Raw genomic sequence first — 25,002 nt, 5'->3', positions numbered from 1 at the left:
TCCGGTGTTTTAAGGCGCGGCTTAACGACGCAGCTCGGCGACGAAATCGTAGTAATCGTCGCGGCAGTAGGTGTCGGTCAGTTCAATGGGCGTGTTGTCGGCAAGAAACCCGATCCGCGTCATCAGCAGCATCGCGGTGCCGGCTTCGATGCCGACCAGCTCAGCCATCTCGGCCGATGCGTTGATCGCGCGAATATGCTGGAGCGCCCGGACCACCGGGCGGCCAATGGCGTCGAGATGGGCATACAGCGAATCGCCGATGGCGAGCGGGTCCGGCAGCAACGAAGCGGGCAGGGCGCTCATTTCGACGGCCATGACGATGCCATCGGCCTTACGCAAGCGCTTGAGGCGCGCGACGTTTTCCGTGGGCGAGAGGCTCAGGCGAATCAGCTGTTCATGGGTGGGCAGGGCGATATCGCGCTCCAGCCATTGCGAGCTTGGCGTGAAACCCTTGAGCCGAAGCATTTCGCTGAAGCTCGACAGCCTTGAAAGCGGTTGCTCAAGGCGTGGCGTGATGAAGGTGCCCGAGCCTTGGTTGCGCCGGATCAGACCTTGTTCGAAGAGGATTTCCAGCGCTTTGCGGGCGGTGACCCGGGAGATGTTCAGAGTTTCGCTGAGGCTGCGCTCGGACGGTAAGGCTTGTTCGGCTTTCCACTGACCGGCATGAATCGCGGCTTCCAGGTTGCGCGCCAGTTGCAGATAGAGCGGCGTAGGTTGGGTATCGTCAGGCCGCAGGGACAGGATCGAATGCATGAGCGGTTTCCGGAGTGGTTTTATTTATTCTCGGACAACGCCCCGAAAACTAATACCACTTGAATACCACGTCAATGCCAATGGTCTGGTTTGTTGTCACTGAACCGTGACGGAAGCTGCAAACCTGTAGGAGCAAACTTGTTCGCGAGAGGATTTACCTGACACAGCGGCTCGCCAACAAGTTGGCTCCTACAGGCCAGCGGTCTGCCTGCGGTCTTAAGGTAGGCGCAACTCAAGGACGGATCTCGATCATCGTCCCGTCTTTGACAAGATCCCATACCTCACGGATATCGCTGTTCTTCATTGCGATACAACCGTTGGTCCAGTCCAGCGTCTGGAAATACCACTCGGGGTAATCCTCGTCCACCGGCGTGCCGTGGATCATGATCATGCTGCCAGGGTTGACGCCCTCGCGGCGGGCGCGGGCCGAGTCGGTGATATTGGGATAGGAAATGTGCAGCGAGAGGTTGTAGTTGTCACTGGTCTTGCGCCAGTCCAGCCAGTAAAAGCCCTCCGGGGTGCGTTGATCGCCTTCCTGGAGCTTGGTGCCGATGGGCGCCTTGCCCAAAGACACCCGATAGGTCTTGAGCGCCTCGCCGTTACTCATCAACTGCAACTGATGCGCCGATTTGAGCACCAGTATTTTATCGATGGTGCGATCGGCGATGTTTTCCGTGTTGATGACTTTGTTGCCAATGAACTTCTGCTCACTGCCTTTCGGGACGATGGTCTGGGTGAACGACGCCTGCGACAGCGAAGCGAACGACAGGCATAAAATGGCAAGCAACCAACGCATCGAAACGGTATCCCTGAAGACAGCGCACATTAGCGCGTCGGTTATATGATCAAGTGGTCATCGTGGGGCGCGACGCGGGAAGGCAATCGGTGTGAACCGGGAAAACGCCCTTGCGGCGGTCCGCGAAGAAGCATTCTAAGGTACGTCTGACAGTGTGGAAAGCCAGCTCATCCCACGGAATGTCGGCTTCGTCGAATAGCTGCACGTCGAGGCTTTCGACGCCGGCAGCAAAGTCCGGGCTCAGCAGCTCAGCGCGGTAAAACACATGAACCTGACTGATGTGCGGCACGTCGATCAGTGTGTACAGATGAAGATTGTGCAACGTGGCGCAGGCTTCCTCGACGGTCTCACGGCGCGCGGCCTGCTCGACACTTTCGCCGTTCTCCATGAAACCCGCTGGCAGCGTCCAATATCCGAGGCGCGGTTCGATGGCGCGGCGACACAGCAACACTTTGCCCTCCCAGACCGGCAGACTCCCGGCGACGATATTCGGGTTCTGGTAGTGAATGGTGTGGCAATGCTCACACACGTAGCGCAAACGGCTGTCGCCTTCGGGAATACGCTGGATGACCTGTTCGCCGCACTGGCTGCAGAAATTCATGATCGAACCGGATGACTGAGTCAGCGGCTATCTTGGCGTGCCCCGTGGGTGAACGGCAAGCAGCGCTTTTAGATCTCTCGGTAACTTGTCCTACAAGGACTTGGGCAGGTCGTCGCTTTGGTGCATGATGCCGAGTAGGCAACAGATCGAGAAATCCCATGCTGGACGAGCTACTTCGCCGAATTGGCAGCCATACGCCAGGTACGTTGCAGGCCGACGCGCGTTTCCCCGAAGCGGCTGTGCTGTTACCGATCACCCGCAGTGACGAGCCGGAACTGGTGCTGACCTTGCGCGCCAGCGGCCTGTCGACCCATGGCGGCGAAGTGGCGTTTCCCGGTGGGCGTCGCGACCCCGAAGATCCCGATCTGATCTTCACAGCGCTGCGCGAAGCCGAGGAAGAAATCGGTTTGCCGCCAGGCCTGGTGGAAGTGGTGGGGCCGCTCAGTCCGCTGATTTCCAGGCACGGCATCAAGGTGACGCCTTATGTCGGGATCATCCCCAACTTCGTCGAATACACGCCCAATGATGGCGAGATCGCAGCAGTGTTCAGCGTGCCACTAGAGTTTTTCCGTCAGGATGCGCGCGAGCACACGCACCGCATCGATTACCAGGGACGCAGTTGGTACGTGCCCAGTTACCGCTTCGGCGAGTACAAGATCTGGGGGCTGACGGCCATCATGATTGTCGAGCTGATGAACGTGCTGTACGACAGCAACATCAGTCTGAACACGCCGCCCAAGCGCTCCGCCATCGAAATCCTGAAATCCTGATTCTTGCGTTCATCCACTTCAGAGCTACGCGCTCACCCGCGGCCATAGCGCCATGAGGACAATAATATGAAATATCGCCTGGGGGATTCCCGTGTCCAAGCCCATCCACAAAGCTGGATTGCGCCAACGGCTACGCTGATTGGCAACGTCAGGCTGGAAGCCAACGCCAGCGTGTGGTTCGGCGCCGTGTTGCGCGGCGACAACGAGCTGATTCATATCGGCGAAAACAGCAACGTTCAAGATGGCACGGTGATGCACACCGACATGGGCTCGCCGCTGAATATCGGCAAGAACGTCACCATTGGCCATAACGTCATGCTTCACGGTTGCGATGTGGACGACAACACGCTGATCGGCATCAACTCGGTGATCCTCAACGGCGCAAAGATCGGCAAGTACTGCATCATCGGCGCCAATTCGCTCATCGGGGAAGGCAAGGTCATCCCCGATGGTTCGCTGGTCATGGGATCGCCGGGCAAAGTGGTACGCGAACTGACCGACCTGCAAAAGAAGATGCTTGAAGCCAGCGCCGCACATTACGTCCTGAATGCCCAGCGCTATGCGCGGGAGCTGGCGCCGCAGGAAGAAGAATGAATTCAGAAACGCCCGTTCGCGAAAAGCCTGTGCGCTCGCCCTGCGTGAATATCTGCGCGCTGGACGAGCAGGATATTTGTACTGGCTGCCAGCGCACTGCCGCCGAAATTAATGGCTGGAGCCGCATGGACAGCGCGGCGCGGCGGGTGGTCTTGGGGTTGTGTCAGGAGCGGGCTTTGGCGAGCGGCATGCTATTCACCGTCTGAAACTGTAGGAGCGCGCTTGCCCGCGAACAATTGACCGGTCAGCACAAATCCATCTGGCACACGACGTCTTCGCGGGCAAGCGCGCTCCTGCAACAAACCTCGTCCATCTGTCCCTACACCCCATCCCCCGGCCTTCATGGTAAATTGCGCGCCTTTCTCCCCTGCGGTTGCTCGCCCATGGCGGGTTGCCCTCGATATCTGCTCCACGAGGACCTGAGATGACTCAAATCGGAACGCCACTGTCGCCAACCGCGACCCGTGTATTGCTCTGCGGTTGCGGCGAGCTTGGCAAGGAAGTGGTAATCGAACTGCAACGCCTGGGCGTTGAAGTGATCGCCGTGGACCGCTACGCCAACGCGCCGGCCATGCAGGTCGCCCATCGCAGCCATGTGATCAACATGCTCGATGGCGCCGCCTTGCGTGCAGTCATCGAAGCCGAAAAACCGCATTACATCGTCCCGGAAATCGAAGCCATCGCCACCGCCACACTGGTGGAACTGGAGTCCGAAGGTTTCACCGTCATTCCGACTGCCCGCGCCGCGCAGCTCACCATGAACCGCGAAGGCATTCGTCGTCTGGCTGCTGAAGAGCTCGACCTGCCGACGTCGCCTTACCACTTCGCTGACACGTTTGAAGCCTACCAGCGAGCTGTCGAAGACTTGGGTTTCCCCTGTGTGGTCAAGCCGGTCATGAGCTCGTCGGGAAAAGGCCAGAGCTTGCTCAAGACCGATGCCGACATCCAGAAAGCCTGGGATTACGCGCAGGAAGGCGGTCGCGCTGGCAAAGGCCGCGTGATCATCGAAGGCTTCATCGATTTTGATTACGAAATCACCCTGCTGACCGTGCGTCATGTCGGCGGCACCACGTTCTGCGCGCCGGTCGGCCATCGTCAGGAAAACGGTGATTATCAAGAGTCTTGGCAGCCCCAGGCCATGAGCCCGGCCGCGTTGGCTGAGTCCGAGCGTGTGGCAAAAGCGGTCACCGAGGCATTGGGCGGTCGCGGACTGTTCGGCGTCGAGCTGTTCATCAAAGGCGATCAGGTGTGGTTCAGCGAAGTCTCTCCGCGCCCCCATGACACTGGCCTGGTCACGCTGATTTCCCAGGATTTGTCGCAGTTCGCGCTGCACGCACGGGCGATTCTGGGCTTGCCGATTCCGTTGATTCGCCAGTTCGGGCCATCGGCCTCGGCGGTGATTCTGGTGGACGGCAAATCGACCCAGACGGCGTTCGCCAACCTGGAGCAGGCGTTGAGCGAGCCTGATACCGCGCTGCGTCTGTTCGGCAAACCTGAAGTCAACGGTCAGCGCCGCATGGGCGTGGCACTGGCTCGCGATGAGTCCGTCGAAACGGCTCGCGCCAAAGCGACCCGTGCATCGCGCGCGGTGAAAGTGCAGCTGTAAGCGGCAACCGCAACGAAAAACGGCGTCCCTCGGGACGCCGTTTTTGTTTGGGTGCACCGCTTGTGTAGGAGCGCGGTTGCCCGCGAAAGCGGTGTGTCAGCTTCAGTTGTTGTGAATGACACACCTCAATCGCGGGCAAGCGCGCTCCTACAGATCATGTGTGATCCTACGCAATCGTATCCAGATCCCGCTCCCGGGTTTCCTTCAAGCACAGCACGGCAATCAAACTCAGCAACGCCGCCGCCGACACATACCCGCCTACCCAGCTCAATCCGCCCATTTCGACAAGCTTCTGCGCAAAGAATGGCGCCACCGAGGCACCGATAATACCGCCGATGTTGTAGGCCGCTGACGCGCCGGTATAACGCACGCGTGTAGGAAACAGCTCCGGCAGCAGCGCGCCCATTGGCGCGAAGGTCACGCCCATCAGGAACAGCTCGATCGACAGAAACAACGCCACCGCCCAGGTCGTGCCATGGGTCAGCAACGGCTCCATCAGAAAGCCAGAGGCGATCGCCAGCACGCCGCCGATGATCAATACCGGCTTACGTCCGAAGCGGTCGCTCGCCCACGCCGAAAGCGGCGTCGCCAGGGCCATGAACAGCACGGCGAAGCACAACAGGGCGAGGAAGGTCTCTCGCGTATAGCCGAGGGTCTTGACCCCGTAGCTCAGAGAAAACACCGTCGAGATATAGAACAGCGCGTAGCACACCACCATCGATGCCGCGCCCAGCAGCATTGGCGCCCAATACTGCGAGAACAGCTCGGTAATCGGCATTTTCACCCGTTCGTGACGCGCAATCGCTTTGGCAAAAACCGGTGTTTCCTCCAGTTTCAGTCGCACGTACAGGCCGATGATCACCAGCACCGCGCTGAGCAGGAACGGTACTCGCCAGCCCCAAGCGCGGAATTGCTCGTCGTCTAGCGTCATCGCCAGTGTCAGAAACAGCCCGTTTGCGGCGAGGAAGCCAATCGATGGGCCCAGCTGCGGGAACATACCGAACCAGGCGCGTTTGCCCTTGGGCGCGTTTTCGGTGGCGAGCAATGCCGCGCCGCCCCATTCCCCACCCAAACCAAGGCCCTGCCCGAAGCGCAGGACGCACAGCAGAATAGGTGCCCACGACCCGATGACGTCGTAACCCGGCAAGACGCCAATCAGCGTCGTGCACACTCCCATCAGCAGCAGCGATGCGACCAGGGTCGACTTGCGCCCGATACGATCACCGAAGTGCCCGAACAGCAAAGACCCCAGCGGGCGTGCGAGGAAAGCGATGCCGAACGTCAGAAACGCCGACAGCATTTGTGCGGTACTGGAGGTCTGCGGGAAGAACACGGGCCCGATCACCAGTGCAGCCGCAGTGGCGTAAACGTAGAAATCGTAGAACTCGATGGCGGTGCCGATGAAGCTTGCCGTTGCGACGCGAGTGGCAGAGTTGGCTGGCCGAACTTCGATGTCGTCGCTCGGTTGATAGGCGGATGTTGTGGTCATGCGGGTATCCCTGGGCAGTCATCTTGCCTGTCAGACGCCGTCGAAAACTCTTACGCGCGCTGTGGCAAACGTTAATTATTTTAGGTACAGCGCTGAACAGACTAGCCCGGATCCGGGCGGGGGCGTTGGCACTGCTCGGGATGGGAGCGGGCGCCAGGGTGATGCGGAACACGTCAGGCTGAGTGACTGGCCGGATCACGCTGTGTGCGGGTAGCACGCGGATCGGCGGGGCTGGGTAAGCGCGGTCGATTATAGAAAGCTGAATCGTTTGGAAACAAGTGTTTCAACGCAAGCCGGATCTCACATCACTCTGTAGGAGCGCGCTTGCCCGCGATCGCGGTGTATCAGTCACATGTTAGGCACCGGTAAAACGCAATCGCGGGCAAGCGCGCTCCTACAGGTCAGGTTTCAGTGCACAGATTTGGTGGCGGTGTTCTGCCACATCATGACGCGCTTGACCCGGTTGTCCTCGGTTTCGAGGGTTTCGAGCCTGTAGGGCCCGATCTTCAGGCACACCGCGCTTTCGGGAATGCTTTCCAGCGCTTCGGTGATCAAGCCGTTGACGGTTTTCGGTCCGTCGGAAGGTAGATGCCAGCCAAGGCTCTTGTTCAGATCGCGAATCGACGCCGCGCCGTCCACTACAAGCCGGCCATCGGCTTGCGGGTGAATGTGCGGGTTGCTCATGGATTGTTCGCTTTCAAATTCGCCGACGATCTCTTCGAGAATGTCCTCCAGGCTGACAATACCGAGCACTTCGCCGTATTCGTCAACGACAACGCCCATGCGCCGCTGTTGCTTGTGGAAATTCAACAACTGCAGCTGGAGCGGGGTGCTCTCGGGAACGAAGTACGGCTCATAACAGGCGGCCATCAACTCTTCTTTGGTGAGCTGACCATGGGGCAGCAAGTGGCTGATCATGCGCGTGTTGAGCACGCCTTCCACCTGATTGATGTCGTTGTGGTAAACCGGGAGGCGAGTGTGCCGCGAGATAATCAGGTGCTCGATGATGTGCTCGATGCTCTCGTCCAGATTGACCCCATCGACCTCGCTGCGCGGGACCAGGATGTCATTGACGGTCATGCTGTCCAGGGCGTAGATGCCAGAGATGACCTGCGCGCGGCCGGACTGCGGCGCGGTATGTTCCTGATAGACCGTCGGGCCATGATCATCGTCTTCATCATCATCGGACGCCGAATGGCGCTTCGACAAAAACGGCCTCAACAGCAACTTCGCAATGTTCTTGTACAGCCAGGTCAACGGCTTGAGCAGTTGCATAGGCGTGCGCAGCAGGCTGTTGCCCAGCAGCAATATGGATTCGGGACGACGGGACGCCAGTTTGCGCGGTATGAACTCAGCGATGATGAGCAACACGCTGGTGACCAGCAGCCACGCAATCGTCGGGCCGTTGAAGTACCAGGTGTTAAGAGCGAGGAGGGTGGCAACGACCGTGATCAACGCTCGGATCAGCGTGTTGGCCAGGACCAGACTGTTGAGGTTGAATGTCAGGGTCGGCTTGGGTGGGTCGTTGGACCGGGTCTTCGAATGATGAGCCCGCAATTGATGGTGCGCGGCCTCTACTGCCGTCAGCAGTCCCGACCACAGCGTCAGCAACGTCAGAACCGCGAGCATCGTGCCCAGGGGCAGGTTATCCATTATCAGCGCCCGTCAGATGTGCAGAATGTATTCGCGTACCAGCTTGCTGCCGAAGTAGGCCAGCATCAACAGGCAAAAACCACCCAGGGTCCAGCGAATCGCCTTGTGTCCGCGCCAGCCCAGCCTGTTACGGCCCCACAGCAGCACGCTGAACACGATCCAGGCGAGGATCGACAGCAACGTCTTGTGCACCAGATGCTGCGCGAACAGATTCTCGACGAATAGCCACCCAGAGATCAGTGACATCGACAGCAGCGTCCAGCCGGCCCACAGAAAACCAAACAACAGGCTTTCCATGGTCTGCAACGGCGGGAAGTTTTTGATCAGGCCCGAGGGGTGTTTGTTTTTCAGTTGGCGATCCTGAACCAGCAGCAACAATGCCTGGAACATCGCGATGGTGAACATGCCGTAGGCGAGGATGGACAGCAGGATATGGCTTATCAGGCCATGCTCGGCGTCGATCGGTTGTAGCGTACCGGCTGGCGCGAACTGCGCCATCAGCGTAGTTAGCAGGCCGAGTGGGAAGAGCAGGATCAGCAGGTTTTCGACTGGAATGCGAATACACGCAAGCAGGGTCACTACGATGACTGCGACTGCAATCAGGCTGGCGGCGCTGAAAAAGTCCAGCCCCAGGCCAATCGGGCGCACCAGTTGACCGAACAACGCGCTCGCCTGGCAAGCGACGGCGAGTGTGCCGATCAGGCACAGCAGCCATTTGTCGACCTTGGTGCGCTGGCGCAAGCGCAGGCCCTGATAAAGAGTCGCAGCGGCATAGAGGACGGCGGCGGCGATGCTGGGAAGCAAGCTGGGTGACAAGGGGAACATAGATCCTGGTGGGCGTGCCCGAAAGGCGCTGAGTTTGGCATAGAACCGACCCTTCACAAAAGACCACGCACGAAAGACCACATAAGCAGACTACCTGTGGTGTCCGTGAGGCAGACTCTTCGCTATAATCCGCGACCTGCTCAAGCCACAGGCTCGCCGAGCGCTGTTCATCCGCACTGTGTTCAACCGGTGCTTTATATAACAGGGTCGATACGGGCCGGGCCGCACAACCGGGGTTCGCCGCGAACCTAAAGGATCACGCAATGTTTGAAAATCTGACAGATCGTCTCTCGCAGACGCTGCGCCAGGTCACTGGCAAGGCCAAGCTGACCGAAGACAACATCAAGGACACCCTGCGTGAAGTCCGTATGGCTTTGCTCGAAGCCGACGTTGCCTTGCCGGTCGTCAAAGACTTCGTCAACAAAATCAAAGACCGTGCTGTCGGTACCGAGGTATCACGTAGCCTGACACCGGGTCAGGCGTTCGTGAAGATCGTCCAGGCTGAACTCGAAGAGATGATGGGGGCGGCTAATGAAGAGCTGACCCTCAACGTCACGCCGCCTGCGGTCATTCTCATGGCAGGTCTGCAGGGTGCGGGTAAAACCACTACTGCCGGCAAGCTGGCCAAGTTTCTCAAAGAGCGCAAAAAGAAAACCGTAATGCTGGTGTCCGCGGACGTTTACCGTCCTGCGGCCATCAAGCAACTGGAAACCCTGGCCAACGACATCGGCGTGACGTTCTTCCCGTCCGATCTCAGTCAGAAGCCGGTGGACATCGCTGAAGCGGCTATCAAAGAAGCCAAGCTCAAGTTCATCGACGTCGTGATCCTCGACACCGCAGGTCGTCTGCACATCGACGCCGAGATGATGGGCGAGATCAAGGCGTTGCATGCCGCGGTCAAACCAGCTGAAACGCTGTTCGTGGTCGACGCGATGACCGGCCAGGATGCCGCCAACACGGCCAAGGCCTTCGGCGACGCATTGCCGCTGACCGGTGTGATCCTGACCAAGGTCGACGGCGACGCCCGTGGTGGTGCCGCTTTGTCGGTGCGTGCCATCACCGGCAAGCCGATCAAGTTCATCGGTATGGGCGAGAAAAGCGACGCGCTTGAGCCGTTCCACCCGGACCGTATCGCTTCGCGCATCCTTGGCATGGGCGACGTGCTCAGCCTGATCGAGCAGGCCGAGCAGACCCTCGACAAGGACAAGGCCGACAAACTGGCCAAGAAGCTGAAGAAGGGCAAGGGCTTCGATCTCGAAGACTTCCGCGATCAGTTGCAACAGATGAAGAACATGGGCGGCCTTGGCGGCCTCATGGACAAACTGCCTAACATGGGCGGCATGAACGTGGCGCAGATGGGCAACGCTCAAGGTGCGGCAGAGAAGCAGTTCAAGCAGATGGAAGCCATCATCAACTCCATGACACCGGCCGAGCGTCGTGATCCGGACGTGATAAGCGGCTCGCGCAAGCGCCGTATAGCAATGGGTTCGGGCACTCAGGTGCAGGACATCGGGCGTCTGATCAAGCAGCACAAACAGATGCAAAAGATGATGAAGAAGTTCTCCGCCAAGGGCGGAATGGCCAAAATGATGCGCGGAATGGGCTCGATGATGCCTCGCGGTGGCATGCCAAAAATGTAATTACGTTGCGCGGAAGTTACTTTTCGCGCACCCATTCTTTGGGAGGTCACTCCCATTGACCCGCATTTGCGGGGACTCGCCGGCCTTCCTGTAAGGCTGGCTCATGGCACATCTAGATGAAGCGGTTGCAGGCGACCCAAAAAGTCATTTGCAAAAATCCGGATATTCCTTAGAATATGCGGCCTTTCGGGCACCCATGCCCGCTGTGCATCTTAGATTTGCAGCTCCGACTACAGGAAATTGTTCAATGCTAACAATCCGTCTTGCCCTTGGCGGCTCCAAGAAGCGCCCGTTCTACCACCTGACTGTGACCGACAGCCGTAACCCACGCGACGGTTCGCACAAGGAACAAATCGGTTTCTTCAACCCGGTTGCCCGTGGTCAGGAAATCCGTCTGTCCGTGAACCAAGAGCGTCTGGCCCACTGGCTGAGCGTTGGTGCACAACCTTCTGAGCGTGTTGCTTCGCTGTTGAAGGAATCTGCTAAGGCTGCGGCCTGAGCAATATGAACGCGACGCCAGCTGTTGCTGACGATTTGATCGTTGTCGGCAAAATTTACTCTGTTCATGGCGTTCGCGGCGAAGTGAAGGTGTATTCCTTTACTGATCCCACTGAAAACCTGTTGCAGTACAAGACCTGGACGCTCAAGCGCGAAGGTAGTGTGAAACAGGTAGAGCTAGTCAGCGGACGAGGGAACGACAAGTTCCTGGTCGCAAAGCTCAAGGGTCTTGATGATCGTGAGGAAGCTCGTCTTCTGGCCGGTTACGAGATCTGTGTGCCACGCAACCTGTTCCCTGAACTGACTGACGGCGAGTACTACTGGTACCAGCTTGTCGGTTTGAAGGTCATCGACCACCTCGGGCAACTGCTCGGACAAATCGATCACCTCCTCGAAACTGGCTCGAACGACGTAATTGTGGTCAAACCCTGCGCTGGCAGTCTGGATGATCGTGAACGCTTGCTGCCCTATACGGAGCACTGTGTGTTGTCGGTCGACCTGAATGCAGGCGAGATGAAGGTGGATTGGGACGCGGACTTCTAAGCAATGGCTAGCCTGCGCATAGAAGTGATCAGTTTGTTTCCCGAGATGTTTTCCGCCATCAGCGAATACGGCATTACCAGCCGTGCGGTGAAACAAGGGCTGTTGCAGCTTACTTGTTGGAATCCGCGGGACTACACCACTGATCGACATCACACTGTGGACGATCGCCCGTTTGGCGGTGGCCCGGGCATGGTGATGAAGATCAAGCCTCTGGAAGACGCTTTGGTTCAGGCCAGGCAGGCAGCAGGGGAGAAGGCGAAGGTGATTTACCTGTCGCCTCAAGGCCGCAAGCTGGTTCAGTCTGCGGTACGCGAACTGGCGCAGGAAGAAGCACTCATCCTGATCGCGGGTCGCTATGAAGGCATTGACGAGCGTTTTATTGATGCTCATGTCGATGAAGAGTGGTCGATTGGTGACTATGTGTTGTCTGGCGGCGAGCTGCCGGCAATGGTCCTTATTGATGCGGTTACACGGCTGCTGCCTGGAGCTTTAGGGCATGCGGACTCCGCGGAGGAGGATTCCTTCACGGACGGTCTGCTGGATTGCCCGCACTACACCCGACCGGAGGTGTATGCGGATCAGCGTGTTCCCGACGTGTTGCTAAGTGGCAACCACGCACACATCCGGCGTTGGCGTTTACAGCAGTCCCTCGGGCGGACCTATGAACGACGCGCCGATCTTCTGGAAAGCCGCTCGCTTTCTGGAGAAGAGAAGAAGCTGCTGGCGGACTACCTCCGCGAGCGGAACGATAGTTAACGTATCGATGGTAAATCCTGATGATTTACCTTAGGAGCACAGCATGACTAACAAAATCATCCTTGCACTCGAAGCAGAGCAGATGACCAAAGAGATCCCTACCTTTGCCCCAGGCGACACTATCGTCGTTCAGGTGAAAGTGAAGGAAGGCGACCGTTCGCGTCTGCAAGCGTTCGAAGGCGTTGTAATTGCCAAGCGTAACCGTGGTGTGAACAGTGCATTCACTGTTCGTAAAATCTCCAACGGTGTTGGCGTTGAGCGTACTTTCCAGACCTACAGCCCGCAAATCGACAGCATGGCTGTGAAACGTCGCGGTGACGTTCGCAAAGCCAAGTTGTACTACCTGCGTGACCTGTCCGGTAAAGCAGCTCGCATCAAGGAAAAACTGGCTTAAGTCCAGCGTTCCGATGCAAAAAAAGCAGCCTGCGGGCTGCTTTTTTGTTGCCTGAAATTTACGGAACTGTAGGAGCGCGCTTGCCCGCGATTGTTTTACGCCCGTGATATCGATTTGACTGATCCACCGCAATCGCGGGCAAGCGCGCTCCTACAGCCATACGCTTTTGTATCGGCATCGTGGATATGAAAAACTGCCAACCCTTCGCATCTGCTCAAGTCTGGTTCCAATGCCCGCCATCGACCACCCCATGATTGACCGCTTTCTCGACGCCTTATGGCTGGAGAAAGGGCTGTCTGATAACACGCGCGACGCTTACCGTAGCGACCTGACGTTGTTTAACGGCTGGCTGCAAGAAAAAGGCATTGATCTGCTCGGTATAAGTCGGGATGCCATCCTCGACCACCTGGCCTGGCGTGTAGACAACGCATACAAGCCGCGCTCCACCGCTCGTTTCCTGTCCGGTGCCCGTGGGTTCTATCGTTACCTGCTTCGGGAAAAGCTGATCACGGTTGATCCAACGCTGCAGGTCGACATGCCGCAGCTTGGCAAGCCTCTGCCAAAGTCCCTCTCAGAAGCCGATGTTGAGGCGTTGCTCGCGGCACCTGATTTGAGTGAGGCCATCGGTCAGCGTGATCGCGCCATGCTCGAAGTGCTTTACGCCTGTGGTTTGCGTGTAACCGAGTTGATTAGCCTCACCCTGGAGCAGGTCAATCTGCGTCAGGGCGTTTTACGGGTAATGGGCAAAGGCAGCAAAGAAAGGCTGGTGCCGATGGGCGAGGAGGCTATCGTCTGGCTGGAGCGCTACATGCGCGACGCGCGTCATGAGTTGCTTAATGGGCGCCCCAGTGACGTGATGTTTCCCAGTCAACGTGGCGAACAGATGACTCGCCAAACCTTCTGGCATCGCATCAAGCACCAGGCCAGAGTCGCGGGCATCAACAAGTCCCTGTCGCCGCACACGCTTCGTCATGCATTTGCCACGCATTTGCTCAACCACGGCGCCGACCTGCGCGTTGTGCAGATGCTGCTGGGTCACAGCGATCTGTCGACTACGCAGATCTACACCCATATTGCTCGCGCCAGGTTGCAGGAAGTACACGCCAAACACCATCCAAGGGGGTAGTGCCCGGCGGGAATTTACGACGAGTCTTACATCACTCAGCGTCGGCCTTGGGAACCTTATGTGATAGGCTTTGCCGGTTTCGCGGACAGGAGCACCCGAAAACTTTCAGGGCCATTTTCTCCCTCTGTTTTCGATTTGCCCGTCTGCCCACCGCCCGAGGAGTTTTCATGCGCGTGACTCGTTTTATTGCCACCGCCGCAGTTGTGCTGGCAAGTACTTTCAGCCTGTTCGCCCAAGCCGACGAAGTTGCTGACAAAGCCATTCGCAAGACCCTGGAATCGCTCAATCTGGAGTTGCCCGTCGAAAGCATCGGCAGCAGCCCGTTGAATGGTCTGTACGAAGTCAAACTCAAAGGCGGCCGTGTCCTGTACGCCAGCCCTGACGGCCAATTCGTGATGCAGGGCTACCTGTTTCAGATCCAGGATGGCAAGCCGGTCAACCTGACCGAGAAGACCGAGCGCCTGGCCATTTCGAAAACCATCAACGGCATCCCTGCTGGTGAAATGGTGGTTTACCCGGCCATCGGCGAGACCAAATCCCATATCACCGTGTTTACCGACACCACATGCCCTTACTGCCACAAACTGCACGCAGAAGTGCCTGCGTTGAATAAGATGGGTATTGAGGTGCGCTACGTTGCTTTCCCGCGTCAGGGGCTGGGTTCGCCGGGTGATGAGCAATTGCAGGCTGTCTGGTGCTCCAAGGATCGACGCGCCGCCATGGACCGCATGGTCGACGGCAAGAACATCCAAGCGCCTAAATGCGCCAATCCGGTCACCAAGCAGTTCGAGATCGGTCAGTCGATCGGCGTAAACGGCACGCCGGCCATCGTCCTGGCTGACGGCCAGGTGATTCCGGGCTACCAACCCGCGCCGCAAGTGGCCAAACTGGCTTTGAGCGTCAAGTAATCCTGCTGGTCGCGGTGCGCCGTGACCAACATTGAACCGACGCACGTGCCGTCGCTTCATCAATAGTGAGCCGCTGATAACTGCGGCTGTTGCCACGGCCGGCCTCGAGTCGGCCGTTTTATGGGGAGTTCATAGTGAAACCGGTCAAAGTAGGCATCTGTGGGCTGGGTACTGTCGGTGGCGGTACCTTCAATGTACTAAAGCGTAACGCCGAGGAAATTGCCCGCCGCGCCGGGCGTGGAATTGAAGTGGCACAAATTGCCATGCGTACGCCAAACCCCAACTGCCAGATTACCGGTACTCCCACCACGACCGACGTGTTCGCCGTGGCAACCAACCCTGAAATTGACATTGTCATCGAGCTGATCGGTGGCTATACCATCGCGCGCGAGCTGGTGCTCAAAGCCATTGAAAACGGCAAGCATGTCGTCACTGCCAACAAAGCGCTGATTGCTGTGCACGGCAACGAAATCTTCGCCAAGGCCCGCGAGAAGGGCGTGATCGTTGCGTTCGAAGCCGCTGTTGCAGGTGGCATCCCGGTGATCAAGGCCATTCGTGAAGGGCTGGCTGCCAACCGCATCAATTGGGTTGCAGGCATCATCAACGGCACTGGCAACTTTATCCTCACCGAAATGCGCGAGAAAGGCCGTGCCTTCCCGGACGTGCTGGCTGAAGCGCAGGCACTGGGCTACGCAGAAGCCGATCCGACCTTCGATGTCGAAGGCATCGACGCGGCACACAAGCTGACGATACTGGCGTCCATCGCGTTCGGTATTCCGTTGCAGTTCGACAAGGCCTACACCGAAGGCATCACCAAGCTCACCACCGCAGACGTTAACTACGCCGAAGCGCTGGGCTATCGCATCAAGCATCTGGGCGTCGCCCGCAGCACGCCGGCCGGTATTGAGTTGCGCGTGCACCCGACCCTGATTCCCGCCGACCGACTGATTGCCAACGTCAATGGAGTCATGAACGCGGTGATGGTCAACGGCGACGCCGCAGGTTCGACGTTGTTCTACGGCGCTGGCGCTGGCATGGAACCGACTGCTTCCTCGGTTGTGGCTGACTTGGTGGACGTAGTCCGCGCGCTGACCACCGATCCGGAAAACCGTGTGCCTCACCTGGCCTTCCAGCCGGATTCGTTGTCGGCGCATCCAATCTTGCCGATTGAGGCCTGCGAGAGCGCCTATTACCTGCGCATTCAGGCCAAGGATCATCCGGGCGTGCTGGCGCAGGTCGCAAGCATTCTGTCGGAGCGCGGCATCAACATCGAATCGATCATGCAGAAAGAAGTCGAAGAACATGACGGCCTGGTGCCGATGATTCTGCTGACTCATCGCGTGGTCGAGCAGCGCATGAACGATGCAATCGCTGCGCTGGAAGCCTTGCAGGACGTGGTCGGCCCAGTCATGCGTATACGCGTCGAACATCTTAATTAACAGCAGCTGCTAGCTGTAAGTTTCGAGCCACAAGCCAGACCAGACACAAACTCAGCTTGTAGCTTGCCACTTGCGGCTTGCAGCTCAGACCGAAGGTTTGATTTTATGCGCTACATCAGTACCCGTGGCCAGGCACCGGCCCTGAATTTCGAAGACGTGTTGCTCGCAGGGTTGGCCAGTGATGGCGGCCTGTACGTACCGGAAAACCTGCCGCGTTTCACTCAGGAAGAAATCGCTTCCTGGGCTGGCTTGCCGTATCACGAGCTGGCGTTTCGGGTTATGCGCCCGTTTGTAACCGGCAGCATCCCTGACGCAGATTTCAAAAAAATCCTCGAAGAAACCTACGGTGTGTTTGCTCATGGCGCTGTCGCCCCGTTGCGTCAGTTGAATGGCAACGAATGGGTGCTCGAACTGTTCCATGGCCCGACCCTGGCGTTCAAGGATTTTGCCCTTCAGTTGCTGGGCCGCTTGCTCGATTACGTGTTGGCCAAGCGCAACGAGCGCGTTGTCATTATCGGTGCCACTTCTGGCGATACCGGGTCTGCGGCGATTGAAGGCTGCCGTCGTTGCGACAACGTCGATATTTTCATCCTGCATCCCAATAACCGTGTTTCGGATGTGCAGCGTCGGCAGATGACGACCATCTTCGGCGACAACATTCATAACATCGCCATCGAAGGTAACTTCGACGACTGCCAGGAAATGGTCAAAAACAGCTTCGCTGACCAGGGTTTCCTGAAAGGTACGCGTCTGGTAGCGGTGAACTCGATCAACTGGGCGCGGATCATGGCCCAGATCGTTTACTACTTTCATGCGGCGCTGCAACTGGGCGGTCCGGCGCGTTCTGTATCGTTCTCGGTGCCGACCGGCAACTTCGGCGATATTTTTGCCGGTTACCTGGCGCGCAACATGGGCTTGCCGATCAACCAGTTGATCGTGGCAACCAACCGCAACGACATCCTGCACCGCTTCATGAGCGGCAATCAGTACGTCAAGGAAACCTTGCACGCCACGTTGTCGCCATCCATGGACATCATGGTCTCGTCGAACTTCGAGCGGCTCCTGTTTGACATGCACGGGCGTAACGGCGCAGCCATTGCCGGGCTGATGGAAAACTTCAAGCAGGGCGGCGGTTTCAGCGTCGACGAAGAGCGCTGGACTGAAACCCGCAAGCTGTTCGATTCACTGGCGGTTACCGACGACCAGACCTGCGAGACCATCGCAGAGGTGTTCGCCAGCACCGGTGAATTGCTCGATCCGCACACCGCGATCGGCGTGAAAGCCGCCCGTGACTGCCGTCGCAGCCTGGACACGCCGATGGTCATCCTTGGTACTGCGCATCCGGTGAAATTCCCTGAGGCAGTGCAAAAGGCCGGTGTAGGAAAAGCGCTCGAGTTACCTGCACATCTTTCTGATTTGTTTGAGCGAGACGAACGTTGCACCGTGTTGCCCAACGACCTGAAAGCCATGCAGGCCTTCGTCAGCCAGCACGGCAACCGCGGCAAACCACTGTAACGGTATCGTCGTGTAACAAGTTCAGGCCCGCCATTGCGCGGGCCTTCTCATATGCGCGTGCCACACTTCAGGAGTTTAGAATCTTACGGATGAGTTATTGGCTGTGAAGCAATCAAGGATGTACGCGTCAGAGGCGTTTATGAAGCACCTCTCAATTCCCCGGGCGCTGGGAGCCGCACTGTTGCTGCTGCTTAGTACGCTGAGCCAGATCGGTGTGGCAGCGCAAAGCTTGCCTTTTACCTTGGTCGCGCCCTTCCTGACCCTGCAACCGTTACTGCTCGATGGCACAGACCGGCGATGGCTCAATGAGCGCGGACCGCTTCGAGTCGGCATCGCGATTGCCGACTATGAGCCAATCGACATCACCAGCGACCGTAACCGGTATCAGGGTATCAGCGCCGACTACTTGAGTCTGGTCAGCGCCAAATTGTCGGTTCCGGTGCAAGTCGTGGGATTTGCCAAGCGCGAGCAGGCAGTAGCAGCGTTGCTCGATGGCACGCTCGATATTTTGACCAGCGCCAATGGCTATGAGCAAGGCTTTGGGAACCTGGCGTTCACGCAAGAGTACATGCCGGACAGAGCCGTGGTGGTGGGGCGGGGCGATGACTCCAGTCTGTCCCCTTCGCTAAAGGGCAAGCGCGTGGTAGTGCTTGATGGCTACGCCGATGCCGATTCGCTGCACAACGCCTATCCGCAGAGCACAATCATACTCGCACCTACTCTCTACACCGCCCTTGAAGCGCTGAGCCAGGGAGATGTCGACGCCTTCATCGGCAACGAAGTGATCGTGCGGTCCTACAATTCTCTGCGGCCGTATCTGGGCTTGCAGATCAGGTTCGAAGGCAAGCTTGCGCCCACGGGTTTCACTTTCGCTACCCGCAAGAGTGATCCACGTCTACTCACACTCATGAGCCGCGCGCTGGCAGGCCTCGATGAATCGGTTGCGCGTGAGGTATTGGGGCGGTGGACGGTCGGTCTGGGCGCCGACCTGTTGCGTCAACGCATTAACTTCAACGCCATCGAACAACGCTGGATACGCCGAAATCCGCAGGTCATTGTCGCCGCCAGTCAGCAGCCGCCTTACATCTATCAGGATATCAATGGACGCTGGGTCGGATTGAATGTCGATGTGCTGAACCGGATCTCCCGAATGAGCGGATTGCAGTTCGTTTACAAACCCATGGCATCGACCCAGGACACCCTCGACACCTTGCGCAGCGGCGGCGCTGACATGAACACCACGCTCTCGGAAAACGCCGAGCGTAAGCAGTTGCTCGATTTTACCTACTCGTACGGCGGAAACAGTTGGGTGTTCGTGGTGCCTGGAAACCAGTCCTCGAAAATCAGCCTTCAGGCGCTTTCCGGAAAAGTGCTGGCGTTGCCCGCCAGGCACGCACTGGAAGACACCATTCGCGCTGAATACCCGCAAATCACGCTGCGCTCGGTCAAGACCTATGACGATGCCAGGAGGTTGGTCGAATCAGGCGAGGCCGCCGCCACTATCCAGAGTGAGGCAGCGGCCTGGTTGTATCCGCCGGGCAAGCTGAAGGTCGCTCGCAGCGTGGAAGGGCGTTGGTCGCCAGATCGATTCTCAGTGGTCCAGACCCAGCCTGAACTGCTGAGCATTCTGAACAAGGCGCTGGAGGAATTCCCGGTGGCGGAAATGCGCGCTATCCGGGTGAAGTGGTTGGGCGCGACGATTGCCCAGCCTTCGATCTGGCAGCGGATTCCGCCATGGGTCTATTGGGCGCTTGCGGTGGCGTTGCTGTTGGCGCTGGTGTCGTTCGGCTGGAGTAGCCGCCTGAAGTACCAGATCCGTCAGCGTCTGCGGGCCGAAGAACAGCTCAGTGACCAGTTGGCTTTCAAACGGGCGTTGCTGGACGGGATTCCCAACCCCATTTACGTGCGCGACCTGCAAGGGCGTTTGATCTCCTGCAACCGCAGTTACGAAGAGAGCTTCGGGATCAGCTTTGAGCAGATGAACGGCCGGCGGCTGATCGACGTGGAGCTGATCCCCAAGGCAAGTGCCGAGCAACTGCACGGCGATTATCTGAGGTTGCTAGAGACCCAGCAGCCGGTTTTTGCGGACCGTAGCATGGAGCTGTTCGGCAAGCCCATTGAGGCCTACCAGTGGACGGTGCCGTTTTATCGCGCAGACGGTCAGTTGCAAGGCTTGCTCGGCGGCTGGATTGACATCACCGAACGCAAGCTTCTTGAAGATCAGCTCAAAAAAGCTCAGCAGCGAGCTGACAGTGCGAATCAGGCCAAGACAATGTTTTTGTCCAACATGAGCCATGACATCCGCACGCCAATGGGCGCGATCATTGGTTTGCTGGAGTTGGAGCGCGAGCAGGCGATACGGCGTGGTGAGCAACCTTCGCAGGGCCTCGAACTGGCGCGTCGTGCTGCCAATGAACTGGTCGCGCTGATTGGCGAAAGCCTGGACCTGGCGAAAATCGAAGCTGGCAGTCTTCAGTTGTCACCGGTGGCGACGCGGCTGCGGGATTTTTTCGAGCAAACCTGCCAGCTTTTTGAGGCCCAAGCCTCAGCCGCAGGTACCACTCTTGCGCTTCAAATAGATGATGAGGTTCAGGATTGCTACGCGTTTGATCCGCAGCGTTTGCGGCAAGTCCTGCACAACCTGATCGGCAATGCCTTGAAGTTTACCGAGGGCGGTGAGGTGTGGGTCAGGGTGAAAGTCGATGATGTCGAGACACATCCACCGGGGTTGAGCATCTGCGTACAAGACACAGGTGTCGGCATGAGCGCGGAACAACAACGAGGGTTGTTCCAGCGTTTTGCTCAGGCTGACGGCGCGACGGCAGCAACCTTTGGCGGCAGCGGCCTGGGCTTGAGCATCTGTAAGCAATTGGTGGAATTGATGGGCGGGCACATTGGTCTTGTCAGCGATGTCGGGCAGGGCACGCGTGTGACCCTCGACATCCCGCTGGTCGCCGTGGATGCACCGATAACCGAACTGGTTGAGCCGATGTCACCGAGTATCGCCGAGCACGCGTTGCGGGTGTTGGTGGTGGATGATGTTGCGGCCAATCGAATGGTGCTGACCCAGCAATTGGAGTTTCTCGGTCATACGGTGGTGTCGGCCGAGAGCGGTGAGCGGGCGCTCGCCTTGTGGCAGGACGCGGACTTCGAGGCGGTCTTCACCGACTGCAATATGCCTGGCATGACGGGCTATGCCCTGGCCCAGGCGATTCGTGAGACTGAAGCCCGAGAGCAGCGCCCTCAATGTCTGGTCATAGGCTGCACCGCCAACGCCATGCTTGATGAAGGCACACGCTGTGAGCAATCGGGCATGGACGGCCTGTTGGTCAAACCGGTGTCGTTGGCGCAGTTGGTGACCACGCTAAAAGACGTTGCGGCACATCCTGCCGGCGAGGCGGATTTCGATATCAGGACGCTGTACCGCATGACTCAGGCCAACGAAGAGCAACTGCAGCGCATGCTTGCCGCGCTCAAAGAAAACTTGCTCGACGAGCAACGTGGCATTGATGTCGCTGTCATCGCGCAGGATTGGAAAGCATTGGCCGCAGGCGTTCATCGCCTCAAAGGCGTTGCCTGTCTGATCGATGCCGTGCCGCTTGCCAAAGCGTGCAGCCAGCTCGACAGCAGCGTGCGTCAGCAGAACAGTGAATCTCTTGTGCAGGCGTGGGAGCAGCTGGATGCGTCTATCCAGTCCTTGTGCGCCGGGCTTGAGCCGCACCTCACGAACCCCGCATTTTAAGACGTGTCCTATTCGATGCAGTTTTCAGCCGCTTTAAAGTACAGGTTCACTGGCTGAAGACTGCCCGACCCAAGAGGTTCACGCGTGCGTTCGCTTAAAGTTCTGATTCTTGAAGACAATCCCTTTCAATTGATGGCGCTGCACCAGATGCTTAACGCCAATCAGGTGTTTGATGTCCTGACGGCAGACAGCGTCGACGCGGCGCAGCGCTCGCTGAACAACCGTGGCGGGGTAGATATCGCCATTTGCGATCTGCAAATGGACGGCCCCGACGGCCTTTCGCTGATCCGCTATCTTGCTGAAACCGGCCAGGCCCGTGCGCTAATCATTCTCAGCAGCGCCGAGCAGTCAGTGCTGGACGGTGTGGCCCAATTGGCGCGCCAGCAGGGTATGGACGTGCTGGGCTGTCTGCAAAAACCGGCATCAGTGGCAACTTTGGGAGAGCTGCTGGGCCGTTGGCAGCGTCCGGAGGATGAAGCCGTCACGCCGTTGGCTGCTCCTGTCGATGCAGGATTTTCAGATCATGAACTGCATCAGCGTGACGCGGCTCAAGATGCTGAAGATGGCCAACGGTACCCCCAATGGATCGCGCACTTTCAACCCAAGGTCTCATTGGAAGGTAAGTTGCTGGGTGTAGAGCTATTGGCCCGATGGCAGCATCCGACACGTGGGTTATTGGCTCCGGGCCATTTCCTTACTGCGCTGGAAGACACAGGACTGCTTGATGCCTTGACCTGGCGAATGCTTGAGCTGGGTCTGGCGTTATCAACCGAGCGCCTGCACAGCACGGGCCGCGCTTTGCCGGTGGCGGTGAACATCCCGCCAGCCATGCTGGATCAGCCGGATTTCGTTCCCCATCTGATGGCGCTAATGGAACGTTTTCCGGTGCGCCCGCAAATGCTGACCCTCGAAATCGTCGAGCAATCGGCGCGGCAAATGGCGGTGGTCCAGTTTGAAAATCTGTTACGTCTGCGCATGACAGGGTGTCGGCTTTCCATCGATGACTTCGGCACAGGCGCTTCAAATATTCAGCGGCTGCTGGAAATGCCGTTCAACGAGTTGAAAATCCCGGCTGAATTCGTGCGTGGCATGGCCGATGACCGGCGTAAGTCGGCAGTGGTCGCAGGGGCCATGTATATGGCGCAGAAGATGGCGCTGGATGTGGTGATCGAAGGCGTCGAAACGGCTGATGATTTTCAGGCGCTACTGCATCTGGGCAAACCTGCCATTCAGGGTTACTTCATCGCCAGACCCATGAACGAGGCAGACCTTAAACGGTGGATCGAAAGCTATCGGGGCCATCCTCCCTTGGCGAGCCAGTCCAGCGGTACTAAGTGAGGCCGTGTTCCTGAAGGTAGATAAACAATGCTGCATCGTTGGCCAGCCCAAGTTTGCGCATGGCACTGACTTTTTGAGCGCTGACGGTCTGTTTGCTGCGGCTGAGCTGAGCCGCGATGGCACCCACGGAATGCCCGGCAGCAAGCAAACGGATGACTTCCAGTTCTCTGGGGGACAAGTCCTCGGGGGCCACCAGAGTGTCCGAGCCGTAATCACCCGCAGCAAGCATTGTGCGGCTGACCGAATCGGCGACGAACGTATTGCCGCTGACTACGCTATCGATGGCAGCAGGTAGCTCTGCGGCGACGCTGCCTTTGCTCAACAACCCCCGAATGCCGAGGGCGAGCATGGCGCGAAACAGCCCGGCGTTGTTGAGCATGGTCACCACGATGATCGGCAGCACGGGGTGGTCGCGCCGAATTCGTTCAAGCAAGCGCAGGCCGTCGCTTTGATCTTCGACCGGCATCATGAAGTCGGTCACCAGCAAGTCGCAGGAATGGATTCTCAAAAGGTGCAGTAAGGCATCCGGGGAGCTGGCTTGTGCAACTACCTTCGCCCTTTCTCCCTGTTCGATTACAACCTTGAGCCCGATCAAAAATATCGGGTGATCGTCCGCAAGAATGACCTGCAAGGGTAGGGCTTCACTGGCCATGACGGCTCCATGAGTTGAGTTTTCGGACATGTCCTAAGGCCATTCACGACGCCGCCGCTCAGACTGACAGCTCACTTACCTGAAAGGAATCGCAGATGAGACCTCACAAGGAACATACGGTGTGTGCCACGTCTTCGTCAGCGCTGCCGGTCATCTATGTGGCCCGGGTCACACCTTGTCGTTACTCGACGCGCAAAGCGATTGGCCGGTATCGATGCATCCAGAGCCAGGAGACCATCGACGCGCTGGCTTCGCGGTTTCAGGCATTTGGCTGATCCAGAGCGCCGTCGGCCGGGTGGATGGGGGTGAATTTTGTCTGTCACATTCGGTAGGCATGCTCGAATGCCAGGTTGCGACAATGACCTTGAGTACGACGTAAAGAACTTTCCGGCTACGTCGATGGTCATTGATTAGCACCTTTGCATTCAAACGGTTGAGTGGTGATCCAGATGGAAAATATCAGCTTGTTACTCAGTGAAGCACTGGCACCTTATCAAGCGCGTCTCGGGCCTGTCGGCGCGCGGGGCGAACGGTTGGTCACGCTGTACGATGCAGCCGGTGTAACGGTCATCGAACGTGTCTTTCCTGCAGGGCAGCTGTGCGACAGACGCCAGTTGACCGATGTTGTAGACGGTTTGCACCGTGACCTGATGGTTGCCGAAGGCCGTATCGAACCATGTGTGATTGCCGCCATGAAAAATGCGACGCAGGTCGCAGCTTTCGCATCCGCAAGGGCATTTGTCTAGCCGCACGGGAACCTTAAGCCGGATTGGGGCTCCTATCCAGTACGGCAGGTTCAGGCATTGTGCTCCGGTGGTTGATACCTGTCGTACGGGCCCCATATGGGCCGCGGTTTACCCCGAGTAGTCTCCCCGCTGCTCGGGGTTTCTTTTTGCCCGCGATTTGATGAAAGGTCTATCGCCGGGCGCCCGTCTCTGTAGGAGCCAACTTGTTGGCGAGGCAATCTTGCTGCGCGTCATGTTTAAAGCCTCGCGAACAAGTTCGCTCCTACAGGTTCGAGGTGCGTCAGATAGCGCGGTTCTGTAGGAGTCAACTTGTTGGCGAGGCGATCTTGCTGTGTGCCAGGTCCAAAGCCTCGCGAACAAGTTGGCTCCTACAGGATCGGGGTGCGTCAGATAGCGAGGTTCTGTAGGAGCCAACTTGTTGGCGAGGCGATCTTGCTGCGCGTCAGGTCCAAAGCCTCGCGAACAAGTTCGCTCCTACAGGCTCGGGGTGCGTCAGATAGCGCGGTTCTGTAGGAGCCAACTTGTTGGCGAGGCGATCTTACTGCGCGTCAGGTCCAAAGCCTCGCGAACAAGTTCGCTCCTACAGGCTCGGGGTGCGTCAGATAGCGCGGTTCTGTA

At 58.1% G+C, this 25,002-nt stretch carries 23 protein-coding genes and 1 pseudogene; 17 read left to right on the top strand and 7 right to left on the bottom strand.

Annotation, left to right across the window (positions count from 1 at the left end; translation table 11 throughout):
* Positions 1–21 precede the first annotated feature (21 nt).
* The 3 genes and pseudogenes from ACWKV9_RS25285 to ACWKV9_RS25275 all read right to left on the bottom strand — a co-directional run bounded on the left by ACWKV9_RS25285 (position 22) and on the right by ACWKV9_RS25275 (position 2,150).
* Positions 22–753: a GntR family transcriptional regulator gene (locus ACWKV9_RS25285; protein WP_483838838.1), complete on the bottom strand. Its 732-nt coding sequence runs from the start codon at positions 751–753 to the stop codon at positions 22–24.
* Positions 754–985: 232 nt separating this feature from the next.
* Positions 986–1,408, bottom strand: a pseudogene (locus ACWKV9_RS25280) (L,D-transpeptidase family protein); the annotation flags it as partial.
* Positions 1,409–1,598: 190 nt separating this feature from the next.
* Positions 1,599–2,150, bottom strand: coding sequence for an NUDIX hydrolase (locus ACWKV9_RS25275; RefSeq protein WP_483838837.1), 552 nt, complete (start codon positions 2,148–2,150; stop codon positions 1,599–1,601).
* Between the two features lie 158 nt (positions 2,151–2,308).
* Here ACWKV9_RS25275 and ACWKV9_RS25270 point away from each other — a divergent pair, with 158 nt between their 5' ends.
* From ACWKV9_RS25270 to purT, 4 genes are all read left to right on the top strand, one after another.
* Complete coding sequence (locus ACWKV9_RS25270; RefSeq protein WP_483838836.1) at positions 2,309–2,920, top strand: CoA pyrophosphatase; 612 nt, start codon at positions 2,309–2,311, stop codon at positions 2,918–2,920.
* 66 nt (positions 2,921–2,986) lie between these two features.
* Complete coding sequence (locus ACWKV9_RS25265; RefSeq protein WP_483838835.1) at positions 2,987–3,514, top strand: gamma carbonic anhydrase family protein; 528 nt, start codon at positions 2,987–2,989, stop codon at positions 3,512–3,514.
* Entirely contained in the window at positions 3,511–3,720 is a 210-nt protein-coding gene (locus ACWKV9_RS25260; protein ID WP_483838834.1) for a DUF1289 domain-containing protein, read from the top strand. The genes ACWKV9_RS25265 and ACWKV9_RS25260 overlap by 4 nt, the downstream gene beginning before the upstream one ends.
* Before the next feature lie 218 nt (positions 3,721–3,938).
* Complete coding sequence (gene purT, locus ACWKV9_RS25255; protein WP_483838833.1) at positions 3,939–5,120, top strand: formate-dependent phosphoribosylglycinamide formyltransferase; 1,182 nt, start codon at positions 3,939–3,941, stop codon at positions 5,118–5,120.
* 166 nt (positions 5,121–5,286) lie between these two features.
* Here purT and ACWKV9_RS25250 read toward each other — a convergent pair whose 3' ends face one another.
* The 3 genes from ACWKV9_RS25250 to ACWKV9_RS25240 all read right to left on the bottom strand — a co-directional run bounded on the left by ACWKV9_RS25250 (position 5,287) and on the right by ACWKV9_RS25240 (position 9,087).
* Entirely contained in the window at positions 5,287–6,609 is a 1,323-nt protein-coding gene (locus tag ACWKV9_RS25250) for an MFS transporter (RefSeq protein WP_483838832.1), read from the bottom strand.
* Between the two features lie 408 nt (positions 6,610–7,017).
* Positions 7,018–8,262: a transporter associated domain-containing protein gene (locus ACWKV9_RS25245; RefSeq protein WP_483838831.1), complete on the bottom strand. Its 1,245-nt coding sequence runs from the start codon at positions 8,260–8,262 to the stop codon at positions 7,018–7,020.
* 12 nt (positions 8,263–8,274) lie between these two features.
* Positions 8,275–9,087 carry a cytochrome C assembly family protein gene (locus tag ACWKV9_RS25240; RefSeq protein WP_483838830.1) on the bottom strand — a complete coding sequence of 271 codons (813 nt, stop codon included), beginning with the start codon at positions 9,085–9,087 and terminating at the stop codon, positions 8,275–8,277.
* Positions 9,088–9,350: 263 nt separating this feature from the next.
* On the opposite strand from ACWKV9_RS25240, the gene ffh reads away from it, so the two are divergent.
* The 11 genes from ffh to ACWKV9_RS25185 all read left to right on the top strand — a co-directional run bounded on the left by ffh (position 9,351) and on the right by ACWKV9_RS25185 (position 22,986).
* Positions 9,351–10,727, top strand: coding sequence for a signal recognition particle protein (ffh, locus tag ACWKV9_RS25235; RefSeq protein ID WP_483838829.1), 1,377 nt, complete (start codon positions 9,351–9,353; stop codon positions 10,725–10,727).
* A gap of 247 nt (positions 10,728–10,974) precedes the next feature.
* The gene (rpsP, locus tag ACWKV9_RS25230) at positions 10,975–11,226 is read left to right on the top strand and encodes a 30S ribosomal protein S16 (RefSeq protein WP_081565778.1); all 252 of its coding nucleotides are present in this window, start codon (positions 10,975–10,977) and stop codon (positions 11,224–11,226) included.
* A 5-nt stretch (positions 11,227–11,231) separates the two neighbouring features.
* A complete protein-coding gene (rimM, locus tag ACWKV9_RS25225) occupies positions 11,232–11,768 on the top strand; it encodes a ribosome maturation factor RimM (RefSeq protein ID WP_483838828.1) in 537 nt (178 codons plus the stop codon).
* 3 nt (positions 11,769–11,771) lie between these two features.
* Positions 11,772–12,524, top strand: a complete 753-nt coding sequence (gene trmD / locus ACWKV9_RS25220) for a tRNA (guanosine(37)-N1)-methyltransferase TrmD (RefSeq protein WP_483838827.1) — start codon at positions 11,772–11,774, stop codon at positions 12,522–12,524.
* A gap of 43 nt (positions 12,525–12,567) precedes the next feature.
* Positions 12,568–12,918 (top strand): 50S ribosomal protein L19, encoded by a 351-nt coding sequence (gene rplS, locus ACWKV9_RS25215; RefSeq protein ID WP_003175895.1) that lies wholly within the window; start codon positions 12,568–12,570, stop codon positions 12,916–12,918.
* Between the two features lie 229 nt (positions 12,919–13,147).
* Complete coding sequence (xerD, locus tag ACWKV9_RS25210) at positions 13,148–14,044, top strand: site-specific tyrosine recombinase XerD (RefSeq protein ID WP_483838826.1); 897 nt, start codon at positions 13,148–13,150, stop codon at positions 14,042–14,044.
* A gap of 167 nt (positions 14,045–14,211) precedes the next feature.
* Complete coding sequence (locus tag ACWKV9_RS25205; RefSeq protein ID WP_483838825.1) at positions 14,212–14,952, top strand: thioredoxin fold domain-containing protein; 741 nt, start codon at positions 14,212–14,214, stop codon at positions 14,950–14,952.
* A gap of 134 nt (positions 14,953–15,086) precedes the next feature.
* Positions 15,087–16,391: a homoserine dehydrogenase gene (locus ACWKV9_RS25200; protein WP_483838824.1), complete on the top strand. Its 1,305-nt coding sequence runs from the start codon at positions 15,087–15,089 to the stop codon at positions 16,389–16,391.
* Between the two features lie 105 nt (positions 16,392–16,496).
* Positions 16,497–17,906: a threonine synthase gene (thrC, locus tag ACWKV9_RS25195; RefSeq protein WP_483838823.1), complete on the top strand. Its 1,410-nt coding sequence runs from the start codon at positions 16,497–16,499 to the stop codon at positions 17,904–17,906.
* 139 nt (positions 17,907–18,045) lie between these two features.
* Positions 18,046–21,648 (top strand): transporter substrate-binding domain-containing protein, encoded by a 3,603-nt coding sequence (locus ACWKV9_RS25190; protein ID WP_483838822.1) that lies wholly within the window; start codon positions 18,046–18,048, stop codon positions 21,646–21,648.
* Between the two features lie 84 nt (positions 21,649–21,732).
* Positions 21,733–22,986 (top strand): EAL domain-containing response regulator, encoded by a 1,254-nt coding sequence (locus ACWKV9_RS25185; protein WP_483838821.1) that lies wholly within the window; start codon positions 21,733–21,735, stop codon positions 22,984–22,986.
* Here the strand turns inward: ACWKV9_RS25185 and ACWKV9_RS25180 are convergent.
* The gene (locus ACWKV9_RS25180) at positions 22,979–23,638 is read right to left on the bottom strand and encodes a response regulator (RefSeq protein WP_483838820.1); all 660 of its coding nucleotides are present in this window, start codon (positions 23,636–23,638) and stop codon (positions 22,979–22,981) included. The genes ACWKV9_RS25185 and ACWKV9_RS25180 overlap by 8 nt on opposite strands.
* A gap of 95 nt (positions 23,639–23,733) precedes the next feature.
* Here ACWKV9_RS25180 and ACWKV9_RS25175 point away from each other — a divergent pair, with 95 nt between their 5' ends.
* Together ACWKV9_RS25175 and ACWKV9_RS25170 are read left to right on the top strand one after the other, a co-directional pair.
* Positions 23,734–23,913 carry a hypothetical protein gene (locus ACWKV9_RS25175; RefSeq protein ID WP_483838819.1) on the top strand — a complete coding sequence of 60 codons (180 nt, stop codon included), beginning with the start codon at positions 23,734–23,736 and terminating at the stop codon, positions 23,911–23,913.
* Between the two features lie 174 nt (positions 23,914–24,087).
* Complete coding sequence (locus ACWKV9_RS25170) at positions 24,088–24,384, top strand: DUF3509 domain-containing protein (RefSeq protein ID WP_483838926.1); 297 nt, start codon at positions 24,088–24,090, stop codon at positions 24,382–24,384.
* The last annotated feature ends 618 nt before the right edge of the window (positions 24,385–25,002 follow it).

The organism is Pseudomonas corni (genome assembly GCF_057128765.1).
Note: the sequence above shows the minus strand (reverse complement) of the source record. Positions and strands in the feature narration are given on the sequence as shown.